Here is a 19,001-nt window from a genome sequence, read left to right on the forward strand (position 1 = left end):
GCAGAATTTATGGTCTACCGGATTCGCCTGAATTTTGCGCAAATCCTGCTATATAAGTTGCTCCGGCTCGCTTTGTTGCGCAAAATGCCCTTCGCTCTGGGAGTTCATACAAGATCAATACTGCCTTTTAAAGACAGAGGCCTTAGAGCCAGCGAGAGACAACTATTTGAAACGCCTGAAATTAAACTATCTGTTTATCGGTCTGATCACCGTGCTACTTGCGCTGGCACTGTGGCCGTCGATCCCCTGGTACGGGGGCGGCAAAGACGCGATATCGCAGATCAAATCACGGGGAGTGCTGCGCATCAGTACCGTTAACTCCCCGCTGACTTACTACACCATCAATAATGCACCAGCCGGTATGGATTATGAGCTGGCAAAGCGCTTCGCCGATTATCTTGGCGTCAAACTCCAGGTGACGGTGCGTCCGAACCTCGGTGACCTGTTTGACGATCTTGATGATGGTAAGGCGGATTTGCTGGCTGCGGGCCTGATCTACAACAACGATCGCATAGCCCGTTATCAGACCGGACCGAGTTATTACTCGGTATCGCAACAGCTGGTGTATCGCATTGATAAGCCGCGGCCAAAAAACCTCGGTGATCTGAAAGGCCGCCTGATTGTGCAGTCCGGTTCCGCGTACCTGTCAACTTTACGTTCCGCTAAAGCCGGAAACTATCCCGATCTTGACTGGTCAATCGCTACCGACCAGGGGCAAAAAGCGCTGCTGGAAGCGGTGGCGGATGGCAAACTGGACTACACCGTGGGGGATTCTGTCACCATTGGCCTGCTGCAACGCATTCATCCGCAGCTGGCAGTGGCCTTTGATATCACCGATGAAGAACCCGTCACCTGGTATCTGCCACATAATGAAGAAGATGACAGCCTGAATGCGGCCATGCTCGACTTCTATAGTCAGATGAGCGAAGAAGGCACCATCGCGCGGCTGGAGGAGAAGTATCTCGGCCATGTCGGCACCTTTGATTATGTCGATACCCGCACCTTCCTGCGCGCCATCGACAATACCCTGCCGGATATCAAGCCGTTATTTGAGAAATATGCCTCCAGTCTCGACTGGCGGCTGCTGGCGGCGATTTCTTATCAGGAGTCGCACTGGAATCCACAGGCAACCTCGCCCACCGGCGTGCGCGGCATGATGATGCTGACTCGCAACACCGCTGACAGCCTTGACGTTGCCGATCGTCTCGATCCTGAGCAAAGTATCCGCGGTGGCAGCGAATACCTGCAACGTATGGTGGAAAAAGTCCCCACGACCATCCCGGAAGATGAACGTATCTGGTTTGCTCTGGCGGCCTATAACATGGGCTATGCCCACATGCTGGACGCCCGTAAGCTGACGGCCAAACAAGGCGGTAACCCTGATAGCTGGGCCGATGTGAAGCTGCGTTTGCCGATGCTGAGCCAGAAGCGTTACTACGCGCAGACCACGTACGGCTATGCTCGCGGTCATGAGGCGTATAACTACGTGGAGAATATCCGTAAGTATCAGATTAGTTTGGTGGGATATTTACAGGAACAGGACAAACGGCTGGCGCAGCAGTCAGCCATGGAAGCAGAACTGGGCGCCGGTTATCCTGCTGTCGAACCGAAGATTGCGATGAATTAACCCGCGTCGCGCTGCGCCTGACGCAGCGCTTTTTTCTGCTCACGCCGCATGCGGAAAAAATCACTCAGCATCGCGGCGCATTCTTCCGCCAGCACACCAGAAGCAATCTGGATTTGGTGATTCATACCGGGATGACCAATCACATCCAGCAGCGAACCGACCGCTCCGGTTTTTTCATCTTTTGCGCCATACACCAGCCGGGTAATCCGGCTATGCACCATCGCCCCGGCACACATCACACAGGGTTCGAGCGTCACGTATAACGTGGTGTCGAGCAGACGATAATTTTCCAGCACTTTACCGCCCTGGCGCAGCGCCATAATTTCCGCATGCGCAGTAGGATCATGCTGACCGATCGGACGGTTCCAGCCTTCGCCAATCACCTTGTCACCCTGCACCAGCACCGCACCGACTGGCACTTCCCCCTGCTCCCACGCCAAACGTGCGAGGCGTAAAGCGTGACGCATCCAGTATTCATCAGTCTGTGGGTTCACCGGGTAACTCCTGCGGGTAACAAAGGCGGCGCATTATAGCGAAATAGCGAGGTTATTCCAGCTGCTGCAAATCACCACGCGGGGTGACGCGCCAGCGATGCTGGCAAAAGAACAGCAGCGGGTTGTCCTGCTTGCTGTCGCTATAGCCACTGTACAGCTGCAACGGCGTGCCGATTTTCTCCTCCAGCTGCGCCACTTTTTCATGCCCGAGACAGCGCATCGTCAGTACACGCCCACCCCGTGCTGGCTTCATCTGGCTGGCAATGAGTTGAACACGCGGCAGAAAAGCTGAATCGAAATAGACCTGCTCCACCAGCGACTGCGGTGAACCGGTGATTAACCAGACATCAGCATCATCGCTGCTGAGGTAATCCGTCAGCCGCTGCTGTACCACCGGAAAAGCGGTAACGCGCTGGCGGAACCAGCGGGCGAATTCAGCTTCGCGCTGCAACAGGCGTTTTTCACTGTGACCGAAGGTGATGGCCCACAGCAACAAACTCATCGGCCAGCGCGCGGCACGCCCTTTAAACAGCAACCCCGCAGCAATCACCGGTAACAATGGCACGACCAGCAATAAATTCAGCGGCTGATGTCTCAGCAGATAGCGCATAAAGGTGCCGAACATATCCTGTTGATGTAGCGTGCCGTCGAGATCAAAAAACACCACGCGTCGTTGCGTACCCTTTGTCAAACCACTCTCCTTTCATTCTGCTTTATCATGCCTGCTCTTGAGTGTAGCCAGGCGAACGCGGTCATTTTTAATTCCAATGACTACAATGCCCGCTGAATAGTTTATTCTTATTGGCGGCAGGCTGCTATGTGGCATTCCTCGCCACATTTATCAGGCTAAATAAGCATTACGTTCTGAATTAAGGATCGGAGATGAGTTCATTGCTGCGGATTCGTCAGCTTTATCCGCGTCTGGCGCTCAACGAGCGACGTCTGGCGGATTTTTTGTTGTCACAACCGGACCGGGCGCGGCATTTGAGTTCGCAAAAACTGGCGGAAGAATCAGGCGTCAGCCAGTCCAGCGTGGTCAAGTTTGCCCAGAAACTGGGCTATAAAGGGTTCCCGGCATTGAAGTTAGCACTCAGCGAATCACTGGCCGACCGTGATGCCATCACCGTTCATAACCATATTCTTAGCGATGACCCGCTGAAAGTCGTGGGTGAAAAACTGCTGGCCGAGAAGATCTCGGCAATTCGCGCCACGCTGGATATCAACAGCGAAGAGATGTTGATGGAAACGTTACGGCTGCTGAAGAATGCCAACCGTATCCTGCTGGTCGGCATTGGCGCATCGGGCCTGGTAGCAAAAGATTTTTCCTGGAAACTGATGAAGATCGGCATCAACGCGGTCGCCGAGCAGGATATGCATGCGTTGCTCGCCAGCGTACAGGCCATGACCGCAGGCGATGTGCTGCTGGCCATTTCCTATACCGGCGAACGACGCGAAATCAATCTTGCCGCCCAGGAAGCCGCGCAGACCGGGGCCGATGTGCTGGCGTTTACCGGGTTCACCCCCAATACGTTGCAGCAGTGCGCCACGCATTGTCTCTACACCGTTGCCGAGGAGCAAAGCACCCGCAGTGCCGCAATCTCCTCAACCAGCGCACAGCTGGCCCTGACGGACCTGCTGTTTATGGCACTGGTACAGAATGATCCTGAACGCGCCTCCAGCCATATCCGCCACAGTGAAGCGCTGGTAAGAAAACTGGTGTAACAGTTCAATAGCGCGATCTATCGCGCTATTTTCAGGCGCTTCACACGGTTACTAAACCCGCGTGATAACCAGCACCGCCAGACATGATGTTCAGCGTGCTGCGCGCGGATTCAACCAACGCCACCACCACAATGGCCGCCAGTATTTCCTGATTTTTGGCGGCATTGCCGGACAACGATTATAGGTTTTCATTTTAATCCAGTCGAAATTGAGAAAAATACGACTATGCCCATACTCTCTGCCAAAGTAGCTACACTCATTCTTCTTTCGCAAATCAACCGGCGTATTAGCAGAAAGATCACGTGATAAATTGTGATAGCTTTTTTCACGATCCAGTTGACGCTCATAACACCAAATGCTGTCCGGCATATAACGCTGCTGCGACCCCTGATACTTCTGATATTTCACAAACCGATAATCTTCTGCACCATAATTGCCGCAATATTCTTCATCATAGCCGTAAAAACGCAGAAAACGGGCGCGGCTCATAAAAAACAGATTGGAATGGCCTTTATAGCAGATGCCATCAGCACGCTTACGCCGCAGTTTATAGAAACATCGCCCTGGGTTATCAGAGTCAACCAGATATGCCAGCGTGCTGGCCGGGAAACCATGGTCGAGGTCTGACATCAAAATTTTATCCGATTTTGCGTAGGTCACTCCCAGATTACGTGCCCCACCCTGATTCCATTTGATATCCGTCGTGATGCGTAACCAGGTCAAATTTAAATTCAATACCGGTATTTCATATTCAATCGGTGAGCAGTCATCGACAATAATAAATTCAATACGATCTAATAATGGTGCCGGATAAGTTTCATATTCCTTTAACAAAGAGATGACCGAGTTGATAGACTCCTGGTCACAATAAAAATGCGTAATATAGCTCAGATCAATATGGGATTTGTCGGCAGCATGCCGGTTGCTAATCAGTTCATTTATTATATTCATTGCATAATTTATTAGAGGTTCACCTGGTAGCGCAGATGCTAACTCAGCACCAGATGGCTTCAACCCAGGTTCCCTGATAAATTATTGATATCATAGAAATAAACAAACCCCTGATGGCATCATCAGAAAAATATAACGAATGCAATCTTGCGCTGGCGCAAATGAAACGGAGAAAAATCAACACGCCAGATTGGGGGGAAGGCCGGATTATGCTAAGGTGCGCGCCTTTACTGAATCTTTTACACCAGATAGTAACTCACCATGGCTTTACTGATTACCCAGCGCTGTATCAACTGCGACATGTGCGAACCGGAATGCCCGAACCAGGCGATCAGCCTCGGTGACGCCATCTACCAGATCGACAGCGCTCGCTGCACCGAATGTGTCGGCCATTATGATGTGCCGACCTGCCTGAGTGTATGCCCCATCGATAACACCATCATTCCTGACCCACAGCACCCCGAAAGTCGCGAAGCGCTGTGGGAGAAATTTGTGGTGCTGCATCACTAGCTTTCGATGATCACCGTGGCACAGGCGTAGTGCCGTTCATCGGCCAGGGTGACGTGGACATGCTGCACACCAAGCTGTCGTGCAATTTCCGCCGCTTGCAGGAAGAAACGCAAACCCGGTTTGCCCAGCGCATCGTTGTACACTTCAAACTGATTAAACGCCAGACCGCCACGAATGCCGGTACCAAAAGCTTTCGCCGCCGCTTCCTTCACCGCAAAACGCTTAGCCAGAAAACGCACCGGCTGCTGGTGCGTCTGGTATTGCTGCCACTCGGCTTCGCTCAGCACCCGACGCGCCAGACGATCCCCGGAGCGCTCAATGACACCGGCGATGCGCTCAATCTCAACGATATCGCTGCCCAGCCCGAGTATGGCCATTAACGGCGCGCTTCCCGCATCAGCTGTTTCATCTCTTTAACTGCGTCAGCCAGACCACTCATCACCGCGCGACCAATAATCGCATGACCGATATTCAGTTCATGCATTTCCGGTAAAGCCGCAATCGGCAGCACGTTGTGGTAGGTCAGTCCGTGGCCGGCATTCACTTTCAGGCCGAGGCTGGCAGCAAAGGTGGCTGCGATACGAATTCGTTCCAGCTCAGCATCACGCGCCAGCCCTTCAGGCGCTTCAGCATAGGCACCGGTGTGGATTTCAATATAAGGCGCACCGCTGGCGACTGCCGCTTCAATCTGACGGTGATCGGCATCAATAAACAACGAAACCAGAATTCCCGCCTCACTCAGTTGCCTTACCGCAGCGTTGATTTTGTCCTGTTGTCCCGCCACATCGAGCCCACCTTCGGTGGTCACTTCCTGACGTTTTTCCGGCACCAGGCAGCAGAAATGCGGTTTGATGTCACAGGCAATGCCGACCATTTCATCGGTGACGGCCATTTCCAGGTTCATACGTGTCTGGATGGTATCACGCAGAATACGCACATCGCGGTCGGTAATATGACGACGGTCTTCACGCAGGTGCACGGTAATGCCATCCGCCCCAGCCTGTTCGGAGATAAATGCGGCCTGCACCGGATCAGGATAATGGGTGCCACGTGCGTTACGTACGGTGGCGATGTGGTCAATGTTGACCCCTAACAGCAACTCAGCCATGACAATCCTTAAATATGTTTAGTGTGTTGAGAGTGTACCGCGCGACATCCCGCCTGGCATCATTCGCTCGCCGTATCCGGCTTCTTTTTCGGCACAAACTGACGAAAGAGTTCCTGACTCTTGAGCGGTTTACCGCCCAGGTATGGCTTTAGCGCCATACGGGTAAAACGTTTGGCTGCGCGCAGGCTATCCGCATCCGGGAAATCTCGCTCCCATAGCGCCCGCAGCTGGCGACCGGTAAAGCTGCGCTGGTTCACCACCAGGCTGGCAATAAACCCTTTTTCTTCGCGATAGCTGTAGGTCATGCCGTCATCCACCTCTTCCCCACTGCCTGCGCAGTGCAGGAAATCGACACCGTATCCCAGGTGGCCCAGCAGCGCCAGCTCAAAGCGGCGCAACGCCGGTTCAGGCGTGCCGCTGGCCGCTGCCAGTGACTGGATGCAATTCAGGTAATCGAAGAACAGTTCAGAGAAAGGAATTTCCTGCTCCAGGACGCGTGACAAGAGTTCGTTCACGTACAGGCCACAGTAGAGTGTGATACCGCTGAGCGGCAGCGCCAGCGATACCGCTTCGGCACTGCGCAGCGTTTTTACTTCGCCGCGCCCGCCCCAGCGCACCAGCAATGGCGTGAAAGGTTGCAAAGCACCTTTGAGTTGCGAACGGCGCGACCGCGCACCTTTGGCGAGGACACGCACGCGCCCTTCGCTTTCGCTAAAGAGATCGATCAGCAGGCTGGTTTCGCTATAGGGGCGACTATGCAGCACAAAGGCGCGTTGCCAGCCTTCCATCGGTTAGAGGTCGTCTACATAACCCAGACTGCGCAACGCACGTTCGTCGTCCGCCCAGCCAGATTTGACCTTCACCCACAGTTCGAGGTGCACTTTGGCCTCAAACATCTCTTCCATATCTTTACGCGCTTCAATACCGATGGTTTTGATTTTGGCCCCTTTGTTGCCAATCACCATTTTCTTCTGTCCGTCGCGCTCAACCAGAATCAGGCCGCTGATATCGTAGCCGCCACGTTCGTTGGTTTCGAACTTCTCAATCTCAACGGTAACAGAATAAGGCAGCTCAGCACCGAGGAAACGCATCAGTTTTTCACGGATGATTTCGGATGCCATAAAGCGTTGTGAGCGGTCAGTGATGTACTCTTCCGGGAAGTGATGCTCGGCCTGCGGCAGACGTTTGCGCACGATAGCGGCAATAGTGTCCACATTCTTACCGAATTCAGCGGAAATCGGCACGATTTCAGCGAAGTTCATCTGCTGGCTGAGGAATTGCAGGTGTGGCAGCAGGATGCTTTTATCCTGGATGTTATCAACTTTGTTAACCGCCAGCACTACCGGCACTTTGCCATCACGCAGCTTGTTCAGCACCATTTCGTCATCAGGTGTCCAGCGCGTGCCATCGACCACGAAAATGACCAGTTCAACATCACCAATGGAGCTGCTGGCAGCACGGTTCATCAGGCGGTTGATTGCCCGCTTTTCTTCCATATGCAGCCCGGGGGTGTCCACGTAGATGGCCTGATAAGGCCCTTCAGTATGAATACCCATGATGCGGTGACGCGTGGTTTGCGGCTTGCGTGAAGTGATCGACACCTTCTGCCCCAGCAACTGGTTCAGTAAGGTGGATTTGCCGACGTTCGGTCGGCCAACAATCGCGACAAAGCCGCAATAAGTTTCGTGTTCGCTCATTCGAGTCCTGACTTAATCAGCACCGTTCAGGGTGCTGCGATGTGACTATTCGAGGCCGAGTTTAATCAGCGCTTGTTCGGCAGCGGCCTGTTCCGCTTTACGGCGGCTGGAGCCTACGCCCACCACCGGTTCTGCCATGCCACTCACCTGACAGTGAATGGTAAATTCCTGATCGTGGGCTTCACCACGCACCTGCACTACCAGATAAGAGGGCAGTGGCAGATGGCGTCCCTGCAGATACTCCTGCAGGCGGGTTTTCGGATCTTTTTGCTTATCGCCCGGGCTGATTTGTTCCAGCCGCGTTTGATACCAGTCGAGAATCAGCTTTTCGACGGTCTGAATCGTGCTGTCGAGGAAGATGCCACCAATCAGCGCTTCCACGGTATCAGCCAGAATCGATTCGCGACGAAAACCGCCGCTTTTCAATTCACCCGGACCGAGGCGTAAACACTCGCCGAGATCAAACTCCCGTGCCATTTCAGCCAGCGTGTTACCACGTACCAGCGTGGCGCGCATGCGACTCATATCACCTTCATCAACGCGAGGAAAGCGTTGGTAAAGTGCGTTAGCAATCACATAGCTAAGAATTGAATCGCCAAGAAATTCAAGACGCTCGTTATGTTTACTGCTGGCACTGCGGTGAGTCAGCGCCTGTTGCAGTAGTTCCGGATGAGTAAAAGTGTAGCCCAGTTTGCGCTGTAGCTTGTTAATGAGGATGGGGTTCATGCGATTCCAGTTCTTCTGTGCGTCTGTCACTCTGCATACGAAACAGGGCTGAGGTTCCAACACGTTCTGTTTCGTGTGCAGTGGCTCCCCGCAGGGAGCCAACCGTTTTGCCCGCTATGCGGGCCTGTTATCAGTGAATACCACCGATGCGACTCAGTCGCACGCCGGTTGGCCACTGTCCTTCCTGTTTCTCAAAGCTCATCCAGATAGCGACCGCTTTACCGACCAGATTACGCTCGGGTACAAAGCCCCAATAGCGGCTGTCGGCGCTGTTATCACGGTTATCGCCCATCATGAAGTATTGCCCCTGCGGCACAATCCACGTGGATTGCGGCTCGCCTGGCTGCTGATAGTACATGCTCGCCTGACTTTGCGCTTCGTTAACCAGCAGGATGTCATGCGTCACGTTGCCCAGCGTCTCTTTACGTGTCCCGAGACGCAGGCCGCCACGCATGGTTTCTCCCGGCGGTACCTGGAAGAAGCCGTTGCCGGTTTCATTGCCATCGAAGCCGCTGAAAGTCTGAATAAAGCTGCTCGGTTCGATATTGGTGTAGGTAATCGGCAGTGCCGTATCGCACTTGCTCCCTGCGCAGCCCGGGTTAACGGTCAACGTTTTGCTATAAGGATCGTAGACCACTTTGTCGCCCGGTAAGCCGATAACGCGTTTGATATAATCCATGCTCGGATCTTTCGGGTATTTAAATACCGCGACGTCACCTCGCTGCGGATGGCCGGTTGGGATCAGCGTGGTTTGCGTGATCGGATCTTTCAGACCATAGGCGAACTTCTCGACGAGGATGAAGTCACCAATCAACAAGGTGGGCATCATCGAACCAGATGGGATCTGGAACGGCTCATACACAAAAGAACGAACAATAAACACCACCGCCAGCACCGGGAAAACCGATGCTGCGGTTTCCACCCATCCTGGCTGCGCGGAGACTTTCGCCAGCGTTTTGCTATCCAGCGTGTTGCCGGCTTGCGCCTGTGCAGCAGCCTGCTTAGCACGACGCGTCGGTGCCCATTTAAAACGATCAATACACCAGATAACACCCGTTACCAGGGTGGCGATCGCCAGAATCAGGGCGAACATATTAGCCATTGAGGTTCCTTATTTGCTGTCTTTACCGACATGCAGAATGGCAAGGAATGCTTCCTGCGGCAGCTCAACGTTACCGACCTGCTTCATTCGCTTCTTACCGTCCTTCTGCTTCTGCAACAGTTTTTTCTTACGGCTGACGTCACCGCCATAGCATTTCGCCAGAACGTTTTTACGCAGCTGTTTGACTGTTGAGCGAGCGATAATGTGGTTGCCAATTGCTGCCTGAATCGCGATATCGAACTGCTGTCGTGGGATCAGTTCTTTCATCTTCTCCACCAGATCACGGCCACGATACTGCGAGTTATCACGGTGAGTAATCAGCGCCAGCGCATCGACACGTTCTGAGTTGATCAGCACGTCGACACGCACCATGTCAGAGGCCTGGAAACGTTTGAAGTTATAATCCAGTGAAGCATAGCCGCGTGACGTCGATTTCAGACGGTCAAAGAAGTCGAGGACCACTTCTGCCATCGGAATTTCGTAAGTCAGCGCAACCTGGTTGCCGTGGTAAACCATATTTGTCTGAACACCACGTTTCTCGATGCACAGTGTAATGACGTTGCCCAGATATTCCTGCGGCAGCAGCATATGACACTCGGCGATCGGTTCGCGCAGTTCTTCAATGTTATTCAGCGGCGGTAGCTTCGACGGGCTGTCGACATACACCACTTCGCCATCTGTGGTTTCCACTTCATACACCACGGTTGGTGCGGTGGTGATCAGATCGAGATCGTATTCACGCTCCAGACGTTCCTGGATGATCTCCATATGCAGCAGGCCAAGGAAGCCACAGCGGAAGCCGAAGCCCAGCGCAGTGGAGCTTTCCGGCTCGTAAAACAGCGAGGCATCGTTCAGGCTTAGTTTGCCCAGCGCATCGCGGAAGGCTTCGTAATCATCAGAGCTGACCGGGAACAGACCGGCATAAACCTGCGGCTTCACTTTTTTGAAGCCCGGCAGCGCTTTATCTGCCGGATTACGTTGCAGCGTCAGGGTATCGCCCACTGGTGCACCGAGGATGTCTTTAATGGCGCAAACCAGCCAGCCTACCTCACCGCATTTCAGTTCGGTGCGATCGACTTGTTTCGGCGTGAAAATCCCCAGGCGCTCAGCGTTATACACCTGACCGGTGCTGATCACTTTAATTTTGTCGCCTTTACGCAGCGTGCCGTTCTTGATACGAATCAGCGACACCACGCCAAGATAGTTATCGAACCATGAGTCGATGATCAGCGCCTGCAGCGGAGCATCCGGATCGCCCTGCGGCGGCGGAATGTCACGTACCAGACGTTCCAGCACTTCCGGCACACCGACGCCGGTTTTCGCTGAACAGCGCACGGCATCCGTCGCATCGATACCAACGATATCTTCAATCTCTTCCGCCACACGCTCCGGGTCGGCCGCAGGCAGGTCGATCTTGTTCAGTACCGGTACCACTTCCAGATCCATTTCCATTGCGGTGTAGCAGTTCGCCAGCGTCTGTGCTTCTACGCCCTGACCTGCATCGACCACCAGCAACGCCCCTTCACAGGCCGCCAGAGAACGCGATACTTCATAGGAGAAGTCAACGTGTCCGGGGGTATCGATAAAATTGAGCTGGTAAGTTTCACCGTTCAGCGCTTTGTAATCGAGCGTTACGCTCTGCGCTTTAATGGTAATGCCGCGCTCACGTTCCAAATCCATTGAATCCAGAACCTGCGCTGCCATCTCACGATCGCTCAGGCCACCACAAATTTGGATCAAACGGTCGGAGAGCGTCGATTTGCCGTGGTCGATATGAGCGATGATGGAGAAATTTCTTATGTGCTTCATTTATATGAATATCTTCACGTAGAACAGCAGTTGAATACTTGAGCACAGACACATTCAGGAAACGGTATTTTACCTGGAACCCTGTCAGCCTCATTAATGACGACGCATATTACACTGTTAACGCCTTGCGTTAAAGAATGGAACAGCGGGGAATCGCAACAGAATTAAGCGGCTAAGCGCGCATAAAAAGGCCGCGATTGACACGGCCCGGCAAGAATCAGATTTCAGTTTCAACCCGCATGGCATCTGGCGGCAAAGCAACATTCAGGATCACTGGCTGAAAAGCCTCACGTTCGCCGACTAATGTCGAGACCCCTTTCGCCACAATAAAGCCCCCTGTGCCGCCCAGCAGCGCACCACAGGCGGATGCCAGATCGCTATGGAACAACATCTGAAACAAGCCAGCAACCAGGAACAGGCCAAACAGCGGTGTCATGTAAACCAGCAACGCAGAGCCCAGCAGACTACTCTCACGGATACCCAGCTCAATACGCTGGCCAGGTTGTAGCGGTTCCGGGCTGGCGATTTGCATCACGTGGGCATTTTTCGGCCCCAGCTTATTCAGCATGTGGCTGCCGCAGCCTTTACGCGCCGAGCAACTGTTACAGGAGGTCTTCGCTTCGGTATGTAAGGTCGCGACGCCCTCTTTCCATGCCACCACGGTGGCCCATTCTCTCATCATTTTGCTGGTCCCGAATCAATGCTGTCCGCAATACGTTTTGCTGTGGCGGGAGGAATCTCACCCACCACGGTAATCTCGCTATTATTGCGCACTTCGGTCTGCACCGTACGACGCCCAGTGCGCAATGTCTGCGCAACGCTATTTTTATCAGCTGGCGTTACGTTAATGGCGAAACTGAACAAACCATCGCTGTAGAGACGGGATTCCACCGTTTTGTTCAGCGCCGGGATATCACGACGGCTCTGCGAAATCAGCGTCATCCCCGCCGGTAGCCATGTTGGCTGCCAGTTGAGCTGAACTTTATCGCCCACGGGTAAGGATAAGGTGGGTGGAAGATTGGCTTTCTCCAGCCCCTGCATCAGATTACGTACGCCTTCATCGACAGCAAAACTGATGACGCGGAACTGTTCAAGTGTCTCGCCATCACGATCCAGCAGATCGATACGTAATGGCAACCTGGTATCGACATCCAGCCACACGACATAGCTGTAACGTGAGCCATCCCGGGAAACGATGCGCATCACTTCACACAGCTGGTCGGCAATACGTGAACGACCAACCGGAATGAAATCGTAGGCGCTGCTCAGACGGGAGAAGTCGGCAAACATCAACGGAGGCAGTGCATCGACGATATGGTTGCCGGGCAGTGTGAACGGATCGAGGCCAGCCTCGAAATAGCTGATGTCATTACCGCGCTGAATCACCTCACGTCGCGGACCGTCCATCTGCAAAAGCTGGGCAAATACACGGTTGTTGATAACCGCGTGGCGATAACGCAGAGATTCAATGCCGAGACGCGAGACATTGATATAAGCGAATTCGTAATTGAGGGACTGGCTTGCCTGCTCCATCTGCTGTAACAACGCCCCGGACGCAGAGGTCTGCGCCGGGGCGGTAGATGTGTAAAGCAGGCTGCCTGCCAGCAGGCTAACGGCACACCAAAGCTGCTTCATTACTGCTGCTGAATTCCTAACGACTGATTACCGGGAACATTAGCCTGTGCCTGTTGCGGATCGTTCTTTTCAAACTGAACCTGATCGGCATGCAGACGACGTTGCAGCTCATAATCCTGCAGCATCGCGTTGATACGGCGACGCTGTTCCTGCACCTGCTGATTCGAACTGTTGGTATCGAACGCGTCAGAAGGAACCCCCAGACTGACCGGAGAGGCCTTGCCCATCATCGGCAGAGTGTTGAACACCGGAGAATCGGACGATGGCGTCGCGTTGCTACCTGCAGGCTGATTGTAGTGCTGAACACCGACAATCACCGCCAGCGATACACAGGCGGCTAAGCCGACCTGAGCCAGTTGCGCTGTCCAGGAGCCAGACTTACGCCAGAACGGCATTTTCTTCCAGCTCGCCGGTTCAGGCTGCGCTTCCGGAATCAGCGACGTCACTTTGCGTACCGGTTCATTTTCGATGGCTGCCGCTACACGCGCGGAGATATCAAAATGCAGCACTTCACCCACATCGCCCCGCAGGGTGTCGCGGATCAGATGGTAGCTTTCCCAGCTTTTTTGCAGATTTGCATCCCTGGACAACGACGCCAGCAGCTCGTTATCTAAAGTCTCACCATCCATTAAAGCGGAAAGTTTTTCTTTCTGCATGCTTTGGTACCCTTCCAGTAGCCGTTATCACTGACGTTGGATAAGCGGTTGAACTTTATTATCAATAGCCTCTCGTGCACGGAAGATACGCGAACGTACCGTACCGACCGGACAATCCATGATGGCGGCAATTTCTTCGTAGCTTAATCCGTCCAGCTCTCTGAGGGTAATGGCCATGCGTAAATCCTCAGGAAGCGCCTCAATGGTACGAAAGACAATCTGTTTCAGTTCGTCAGACAACATTAAGTTCTCAGGGTTCGAAATTTCTTTTAACGCACCCGCACTTTCGAAATTTTCCGCGTCGATCGCATCAACATCGCTGGATGGCGGGCGGCGTCCCTGAGCCACCAGATAATTTTTTGCTGTGTTCACCGCAATGCGGTACAGCCATGTATAAAACGCGCTGTCGCCACGGAACGATTCCAGTGCGCGATACGCTTTAATGAAAGACTCCTGTACCACATCCGGCACATCGCCCGACGGGACATAACGTGAAACCAGGCTCGCCACTTTATGCTGGTATCGTATCACCAGTAAATTAAAGGACTTTTGATCTCCCTTCTGAACCCGTTCAACAAGAACCTGATCCGTTAACTGCTCGCTCATCCGAGGTAATGTCTCCCCAAACTCTTTAAATACGCGTAAATGAACTGCCAGCACATCTCATTAGTTCTGAGCAAGCATGCGCTTAGAGTCATATTCTGGCCTGAAGTTCATTACGACCTGATAATTTTCCGTATCGGCACCAAGACGCCTTTGTTGTTGATTGTCATACAGTGTAGCGACTTGCCGCGCGGGCGACCTCTGGTCGGCACCGATAATCGCTGGCAGAGTAACCCATGACGCTACGATTTTCATCTTTATTACCTGAATTTTCAGTATGTTTGGTATAAAAAACGCGTAAAGACTATTTTCAGACATAACTTACTGAAATCGCGTCGTTATCGCGGAAAAACGTCTAATTTCCCCGCGAGATTTGTTCAAAATACTTCACAGCGCAGCCATCCGGGCTTATGCTCAGGGGACCTTTTGTTTAGTAAATTAAACATTATGACCTCATTATCCGATTATCAGTGTGACGTACTTATCGTCGGCAGTGGTGCTGCTGGCCTGTCACTGGCGCTGCGCCTGGCACCGCATTATCAGGTCACGGTGCTGAGTAAAGCCCAGGTCAATGAAGGTTCGACGCTCTACGCCCAGGGCGGTATCGCCGCCGTGTTTGATGAAACCGACAGCATTGAATCACATGTAGAAGACACCCTGATTGCGGGTGCCGGCTTATGCGATCGCGCTACGGTCAGTTTTATCGCCAGCAACGCGCGTAACTGCGTGCAATGGTTGATTGATAACGGTGTGGCCTTCGATAAAGAGCCGCAGGGAGAGGGCGAAGCGCGCTACCACCTGACGCGGGAAGGCGGCCACAGCCATCGCCGCATTCTGCACAGTGCTGATGCGACCGGGCGTGCCGTGGAAACCACGCTGGTCAGCCAGGCCCTTAGTCATCCCAACATTCGTATTCTCGAACGGACCAACGCGGTGGATCTGATCTTATCCGATAAAATTGGCCAGCCGGGTCCACGTCGTGTGGTCGGTGCCTGGATCTGGAACCGTAATCGAGAACAGGTAGAAACCTGCCGGGCGCGTGCGGTGATTCTGGCTACCGGCGGTGCCGCTAAAGTTTATCAATACACCACCAATCCAGACGTTGCTTCCGGTGACGGGATCGCGATGGCATGGCGTGCTGGCTGCCGGGTCGCAAATCTGGAATTCAATCAGTTCCACCCCACCTGTTTGTTCCATCCGCAGGCGCAAAACTTCCTGCTTACCGAAGCGCTGCGCGGTGAGGGTGCATGGCTACTGCGCCCGGATGGTACGCGCTTTATGCCAGATTTTGATCAACGTGCCGAGCTGGCGCCGCGCGATATCGTGGCACGCGCGATCGACCATGAGATGAAACGTCTTGGTGTGGATTGCATGTATCTCGACATCAGCCATCAGCCAGCCAGCTTTGTTCGCGCCCACTTCCCGATGATTTATGAAAAGCTGCTGACCTTTGGCCTGGATCTGACCAAAGAGCCGATCCCCATCGTCCCCGCCGCCCATTACACCTGCGGCGGCGTGATAGTCGATCAGCAGGGTCGTACCGATGTCGATGGCCTGTATGCCATTGGCGAGGTCAGCTATACCGGCCTGCATGGCGCGAACCGTATGGCGTCAAACTCCCTGCTGGAGTGCCTGGTGTATGGCTGGTCGGCAGCAGAAGATTTGATGCGTCGTCTGCCAGAGATCAAACAGGTCGAGCATCTTCCTGCCTGGGATGAAAGTCGCGTCGATGATGCCGATGAACGCGTGGTGATTCAGCATAACTGGCACGAACTGCGGCTGTTCATGTGGGATTACATGGGAATCGTGCGCACCACCAAGCGGCTGGAACGGGCGCTGCGCCGTATCAATCTGCTACAGCAGGAAATTGATGAGTATTACGCGCATTTTAGACTGTCTAACAATTTGCTGGAACTACGCAACCTGGTTCAGGTGGCGGAGTTGATGGTGCGCTGTGCACTGGAACGTAAAGAGAGTCGCGGCCTGCATTACACGCCAGACTATCCTTTCCTGTTACCCGAAGCACAGCCCACGGTATTGGCTCCAGCCCATTACATGAACAGATAGAAATCGCGCGTCAGGCTACACCAGTCTTCTGAGTATTGCGTGTTCTCATCACGTATCGCCAGTCGCTCCATCAAGTGTTCTCCGGCACTGGGTGAGAACCCAAGCAGCACGCGATGGGGCGGCCGCTGCGCGTATTCTGCCACGTCATAACGAAAACGCAGATGCCAGCCATCCTGCTGTGCCTGCTCAATCATGCCCTGCCCCAGTGATTCGGGCAGCACCACGCAAAAGAACCCCTCTTCTTCTATTAACTGCGCCGCACAACGTAGCAAAGTCTGGTGATCAAGACTATCGGTGGATCGCGCGGCGGCACGTTGCGGGGTCGCACAGGCCACGCCAGGTGCGAAATAAGGGGGATTACTGACGATCAGGGAGTAACGTTGTTCGCAATCCTCTGCCCAATCGGTGATATCTGCGTGATGAACTGTCACCCTTGATGGCCAGGGTGACGCCTGCACATTCTCCTGCGCCTGCCCGGCTGCATCAGCGTCCAGTTCTACAGCATCGATATGCACCTCATCTGGCGTGCGCTGGGCAATCATCAGGGCAATCAGCCCGCTGCCGCTACCGATATCCAGCACCCGCCGCACACCAGCAACCGGTGCCCACGCGCCCAGCAAAATCCCGTCGGTGCCAACTTTCATTGCACAGCGATCGTGGGCAATAAAAAACCGCTTAAAGGTAAAACCATTCTTTTGTAACTGAGGCCGCGGATGCGGCGTCGTTTCTGTCATTCTCTGCAACCACTCAACAAATCCTGCCCAATGGCAGAGCTTCAGTGTAACGTGGCTCGACAGGGAAAACATCTCCTGGCCGAACGACATCGGCACACAAACAGATGAAGATTATGTTTGTTCTGTCTATAATCAGCGCCCCAAACTGAGGTAGACCATGACCGTAACCACATTCTCCGAACTCGAACTCGACGAAAGCCTGCTGGATGCCCTGCAGGAAAAAGGCTTCACGCGCCCAACAGCCATCCAGGCTGAGGCCATCCCTGCCGCACTGGAGGGCCGTGACGTACTGGGTTCAGCACCGACCGGAACGGGGAAAACCGCAGCTTATCTGCTGCCGGCTTTGCAGCACCTGATCGATTTCCCACGTAAAAAATCAGGCCCGCCGCGCATTTTAATTTTAACGCCCACGCGCGAACTGGCGATGCAGGTTGCCGATCATGCGCGTGAACTGGCAAAACATACACATCTGGATATCGCCACCATCACTGGCGGCGTTGCCTACATGAATCACGCTGAAGTCTTCAGCGAAAATCAGGACATCGTGGTGGCGACCACGGGCCGTTTGCTGCAATACATCAAAGAAGAAAACTTTGACTGCCGCGCCGTTGAAACGCTAATTCTCGATGAAGCCGACCGCATGCTGGACATGGGTTTTGCCCAGGACATCGAAACCATCGCGGGCGAAACCCGCTGGCGTAAGCAAACGCTGCTGTTCTCCGCCACGCTGGAAGGCGACAGCATCAAAGACTTTGCCGAACGCCTGCTGAATGACCCGGTTTCAGTTGATTCGGATCCCAGCCAGCGCGAGCGTAAGAAAATTCAGCAATGGTATTACCGTGCTGACGACCTCGAGCACAAAACCAAACTGCTGGTGCATCTGCTGAAGCAACCTGAAGTCACCCGCTCGATTGTGTTTGTGCGTAAGCGCGAGCGTCTGCATGAACTGGTGACCTGGCTGCACGAAGCCGGTATTCGCTGCAGCTATCTCGAAGGTGAGATGGTGCAAGCCAAGCGCAACGAGGCGCTGAAACGTCTGAATGACGGTCGCGTCAACGTACTGGTGGCCACCGACGTCGCTGCACGCGGTATCGACATCGAAGATGTCAGCCACGTATTCAACTTTGATATGCCACGTACTGCGGATACCTATCTGCACCGCATTGGCCGCACCGCGCGTGCTGGCCGCAAAGGGACTGCGCTGTCACTGGTTGAAGCGCATGACCATGTGCTGCTGGGCAAAATCAGCCGTTATATTAATGAACCGCTTAAGCCACGTACCATCGATGAGTTACGTCCGGAGAGCCGTGCGCCCAGCGCAAAAGTGACCGGAAAACCGTCGAAAAAGGTGCTTGCGAAGCGTAAAGAGCAGAAAGAGAAAGAAGCCGAAAAACCGCGGGTAAAAAAACGTCACCGCGATGCTAAAAATATCGGTAAACGCCGCAAGCCAAGCGGTTCCGGCACACCGGATCAAAGTGTGGAATAAATCAGCACACTTACCAAAAAATCGCCTCCTGTGAGGCGTTTTTTTTACGTTTAACTGCCAAAAATTCCCATTTC

20 protein-coding genes are annotated in these 19,001 nt (G+C 53.7%); 5 read left to right on the top strand and 15 right to left on the bottom strand.

What is annotated here, in order from left to right:
• The first annotated feature begins 166 nt into the window (after positions 1-166).
• Positions 167-1,627 carry a membrane-bound lytic murein transglycosylase MltF gene (gene mltF / locus AC6I8X_RS14910; protein ID WP_497840039.1) on the top strand — a complete coding sequence of 487 codons (1,461 nt, stop codon included), beginning with the start codon at positions 167-169 and terminating at the stop codon, positions 1,625-1,627.
• Here the strand turns inward: mltF and tadA are convergent.
• Together tadA and yfhb are read right to left on the bottom strand one after the other, a co-directional pair.
• Positions 1,624-2,121, bottom strand: a complete 498-nt coding sequence (tadA, locus tag AC6I8X_RS14915) for a tRNA adenosine(34) deaminase TadA (protein ID WP_084876343.1) — start codon at positions 2,119-2,121, stop codon at positions 1,624-1,626. The two genes, mltF and tadA, sit on opposite strands and share 4 nt — an antisense overlap.
• Positions 2,122-2,173: 52 nt before the next feature.
• Positions 2,174-2,812 carry a phosphatidylglycerophosphatase C gene (gene yfhb / locus AC6I8X_RS14920; protein WP_497840040.1) on the bottom strand — a complete coding sequence of 213 codons (639 nt, stop codon included), beginning with the start codon at positions 2,810-2,812 and terminating at the stop codon, positions 2,174-2,176.
• Positions 2,813-3,003: 191 nt separating this feature from the next.
• Between yfhb and AC6I8X_RS14925 the strand changes: the two genes are divergently transcribed.
• Entirely contained in the window at positions 3,004-3,843 is an 840-nt protein-coding gene (locus AC6I8X_RS14925; RefSeq protein WP_084876345.1) for a MurR/RpiR family transcriptional regulator, read from the top strand.
• 90 nt (positions 3,844-3,933) lie between these two features.
• On the opposite strand, the gene AC6I8X_RS14930 is transcribed toward AC6I8X_RS14925, so the two are convergent.
• The gene (locus tag AC6I8X_RS14930; RefSeq protein ID WP_497841043.1) at positions 3,934-4,794 is read right to left on the bottom strand and encodes a glycosyltransferase family A protein; all 861 of its coding nucleotides are present in this window, start codon (positions 4,792-4,794) and stop codon (positions 3,934-3,936) included.
• A 261-nt stretch (positions 4,795-5,055) separates the two neighbouring features.
• On the opposite strand from AC6I8X_RS14930, the gene AC6I8X_RS14935 reads away from it, so the two are divergent.
• Entirely contained in the window at positions 5,056-5,304 is a 249-nt protein-coding gene (locus tag AC6I8X_RS14935) for a YfhL family 4Fe-4S dicluster ferredoxin (protein WP_084876346.1), read from the top strand.
• On the opposite strand, the gene acpS is transcribed toward AC6I8X_RS14935, so the two are convergent.
• The 11 genes from acpS to rpoE all read right to left on the bottom strand — a co-directional run bounded on the left by acpS (position 5,301) and on the right by rpoE (position 14,643).
• Complete coding sequence (acpS, locus tag AC6I8X_RS14940; protein WP_299456014.1) at positions 5,301-5,681, bottom strand: holo-ACP synthase; 381 nt, start codon at positions 5,679-5,681, stop codon at positions 5,301-5,303. The two genes, AC6I8X_RS14935 and acpS, sit on opposite strands and share 4 nt — an antisense overlap.
• Entirely contained in the window at positions 5,681-6,412 is a 732-nt protein-coding gene (gene pdxJ / locus AC6I8X_RS14945; protein WP_497840041.1) for a pyridoxine 5'-phosphate synthase, read from the bottom strand. The genes acpS and pdxJ overlap by 1 nt, the downstream gene beginning before the upstream one ends.
• A gap of 59 nt (positions 6,413-6,471) precedes the next feature.
• Complete coding sequence (gene recO, locus AC6I8X_RS14950) at positions 6,472-7,200, bottom strand: DNA repair protein RecO (protein WP_299456010.1); 729 nt, start codon at positions 7,198-7,200, stop codon at positions 6,472-6,474.
• 3 nt (positions 7,201-7,203) lie between these two features.
• Positions 7,204-8,109, bottom strand: a complete 906-nt coding sequence (gene era, locus AC6I8X_RS14955; protein WP_084876350.1) for a GTPase Era — start codon at positions 8,107-8,109, stop codon at positions 7,204-7,206.
• A 45-nt stretch (positions 8,110-8,154) separates the two neighbouring features.
• Positions 8,155-8,835: a ribonuclease III gene (gene rnc, locus AC6I8X_RS14960; RefSeq protein ID WP_208716115.1), complete on the bottom strand. Its 681-nt coding sequence runs from the start codon at positions 8,833-8,835 to the stop codon at positions 8,155-8,157.
• 130 nt (positions 8,836-8,965) lie between these two features.
• Positions 8,966-9,937: a signal peptidase I gene (gene lepB, locus AC6I8X_RS14965; protein WP_313685119.1), complete on the bottom strand. Its 972-nt coding sequence runs from the start codon at positions 9,935-9,937 to the stop codon at positions 8,966-8,968.
• Between the two features lie 9 nt (positions 9,938-9,946).
• On the bottom strand, positions 9,947-11,746 hold the full coding sequence (lepA, locus tag AC6I8X_RS14970) for a translation elongation factor 4 (protein ID WP_497840042.1): 1,800 nt from the start codon (positions 11,744-11,746) through the stop codon (positions 9,947-9,949).
• Positions 11,747-11,963: 217 nt separating this feature from the next.
• Positions 11,964-12,428, bottom strand: coding sequence for a SoxR-reducing system protein RseC (rseC, locus tag AC6I8X_RS14975; protein WP_299456000.1), 465 nt, complete (start codon positions 12,426-12,428; stop codon positions 11,964-11,966).
• Positions 12,425-13,381, bottom strand: coding sequence for a sigma-E factor regulatory protein RseB (gene rseB, locus AC6I8X_RS14980; RefSeq protein WP_497840043.1), 957 nt, complete (start codon positions 13,379-13,381; stop codon positions 12,425-12,427). The genes rseC and rseB overlap by 4 nt, the downstream gene beginning before the upstream one ends.
• Positions 13,381-14,037, bottom strand: coding sequence for an anti-sigma-E factor RseA (gene rseA / locus AC6I8X_RS14985; protein ID WP_299455996.1), 657 nt, complete (start codon positions 14,035-14,037; stop codon positions 13,381-13,383). Before rseA ends, rseB begins: the two co-directional genes overlap by 1 nt.
• A 27-nt stretch (positions 14,038-14,064) precedes the next feature.
• A complete protein-coding gene (rpoE, locus tag AC6I8X_RS14990) occupies positions 14,065-14,643 on the bottom strand; it encodes an RNA polymerase sigma factor RpoE (RefSeq protein WP_010617748.1) in 579 nt (192 codons plus the stop codon).
• Positions 14,644-15,087: 444 nt separating this feature from the next.
• Between rpoE and nadB the strand changes: the two genes are divergently transcribed.
• Positions 15,088-16,707 (top strand): L-aspartate oxidase, encoded by a 1,620-nt coding sequence (gene nadB / locus AC6I8X_RS14995; RefSeq protein ID WP_497841044.1) that lies wholly within the window; start codon positions 15,088-15,090, stop codon positions 16,705-16,707.
• On the opposite strand, the gene trmN is transcribed toward nadB, so the two are convergent.
• Positions 16,692-17,441, bottom strand: a complete 750-nt coding sequence (gene trmN / locus AC6I8X_RS15000) for a tRNA(1)(Val) (adenine(37)-N(6))-methyltransferase TrmN (protein ID WP_299455983.1) — start codon at positions 17,439-17,441, stop codon at positions 16,692-16,694. The two genes, nadB and trmN, sit on opposite strands and share 16 nt — an antisense overlap.
• A 157-nt stretch (positions 17,442-17,598) precedes the next feature.
• On the opposite strand from trmN, the gene srmB reads away from it, so the two are divergent.
• Positions 17,599-18,927 (top strand): ATP-dependent RNA helicase SrmB, encoded by a 1,329-nt coding sequence (gene srmB / locus AC6I8X_RS15005; protein ID WP_208716125.1) that lies wholly within the window; start codon positions 17,599-17,601, stop codon positions 18,925-18,927.
• Positions 18,928-19,001 lie beyond the last annotated feature (74 nt).

This window comes from Pantoea sp. X-Soil-TKNS-1280 (genome assembly GCF_059730475.1).

Excerpts from the sequence above, each read along its gene's own strand:
- AC6I8X_RS14925 (WP_084876345.1), top strand. The coding sequence starts at position 3,004 with ATGAGTTCATTGCTGCGGATTCGTCAGCTTTATCCGCGTCTGGCGCTC.
- AC6I8X_RS14930 (WP_497841043.1), bottom strand. The coding sequence starts at position 4,794 with ATGAATATAATAAATGAACTGATTAGCAACCGGCATGCTGCCGACAAA.
- AC6I8X_RS14935 (WP_084876346.1), top strand. The coding sequence starts at position 5,056 with ATGGCTTTACTGATTACCCAGCGCTGTATCAACTGCGACATGTGCGAA.
- acpS (WP_299456014.1), bottom strand. The coding sequence starts at position 5,681 with ATGGCCATACTCGGGCTGGGCAGCGATATCGTTGAGATTGAGCGCATC.
- pdxJ (WP_497840041.1), bottom strand. The coding sequence starts at position 6,412 with ATGGCTGAGTTGCTGTTAGGGGTCAACATTGACCACATCGCCACCGTA.
- recO (WP_299456010.1), bottom strand. The coding sequence starts at position 7,200 with ATGGAAGGCTGGCAACGCGCCTTTGTGCTGCATAGTCGCCCCTATAGC.
- era (WP_084876350.1), bottom strand. The coding sequence starts at position 8,109 with ATGAGCGAACACGAAACTTATTGCGGCTTTGTCGCGATTGTTGGCCGA.
- rnc (WP_208716115.1), bottom strand. The coding sequence starts at position 8,835 with ATGAACCCCATCCTCATTAACAAGCTACAGCGCAAACTGGGCTACACT.
- lepB (WP_313685119.1), bottom strand. The coding sequence starts at position 9,937 with ATGGCTAATATGTTCGCCCTGATTCTGGCGATCGCCACCCTGGTAACG.
- lepA (WP_497840042.1), bottom strand. The coding sequence starts at position 11,746 with ATGAAGCACATAAGAAATTTCTCCATCATCGCTCATATCGACCACGGC.
- rseC (WP_299456000.1), bottom strand. The coding sequence starts at position 12,428 with ATGATGAGAGAATGGGCCACCGTGGTGGCATGGAAAGAGGGCGTCGCG.
- rseB (WP_497840043.1), bottom strand. The coding sequence starts at position 13,381 with ATGAAGCAGCTTTGGTGTGCCGTTAGCCTGCTGGCAGGCAGCCTGCTT.
- rseA (WP_299455996.1), bottom strand. The coding sequence starts at position 14,037 with ATGCAGAAAGAAAAACTTTCCGCTTTAATGGATGGTGAGACTTTAGAT.
- rpoE (WP_010617748.1), bottom strand. The coding sequence starts at position 14,643 with ATGAGCGAGCAGTTAACGGATCAGGTTCTTGTTGAACGGGTTCAGAAG.
- nadB (WP_497841044.1), top strand. The coding sequence starts at position 15,088 with ATGACCTCATTATCCGATTATCAGTGTGACGTACTTATCGTCGGCAGT.
- trmN (WP_299455983.1), bottom strand. The coding sequence starts at position 17,441 with ATGACAGAAACGACGCCGCATCCGCGGCCTCAGTTACAAAAGAATGGT.
- srmB (WP_208716125.1), top strand. The coding sequence starts at position 17,599 with ATGACCGTAACCACATTCTCCGAACTCGAACTCGACGAAAGCCTGCTG.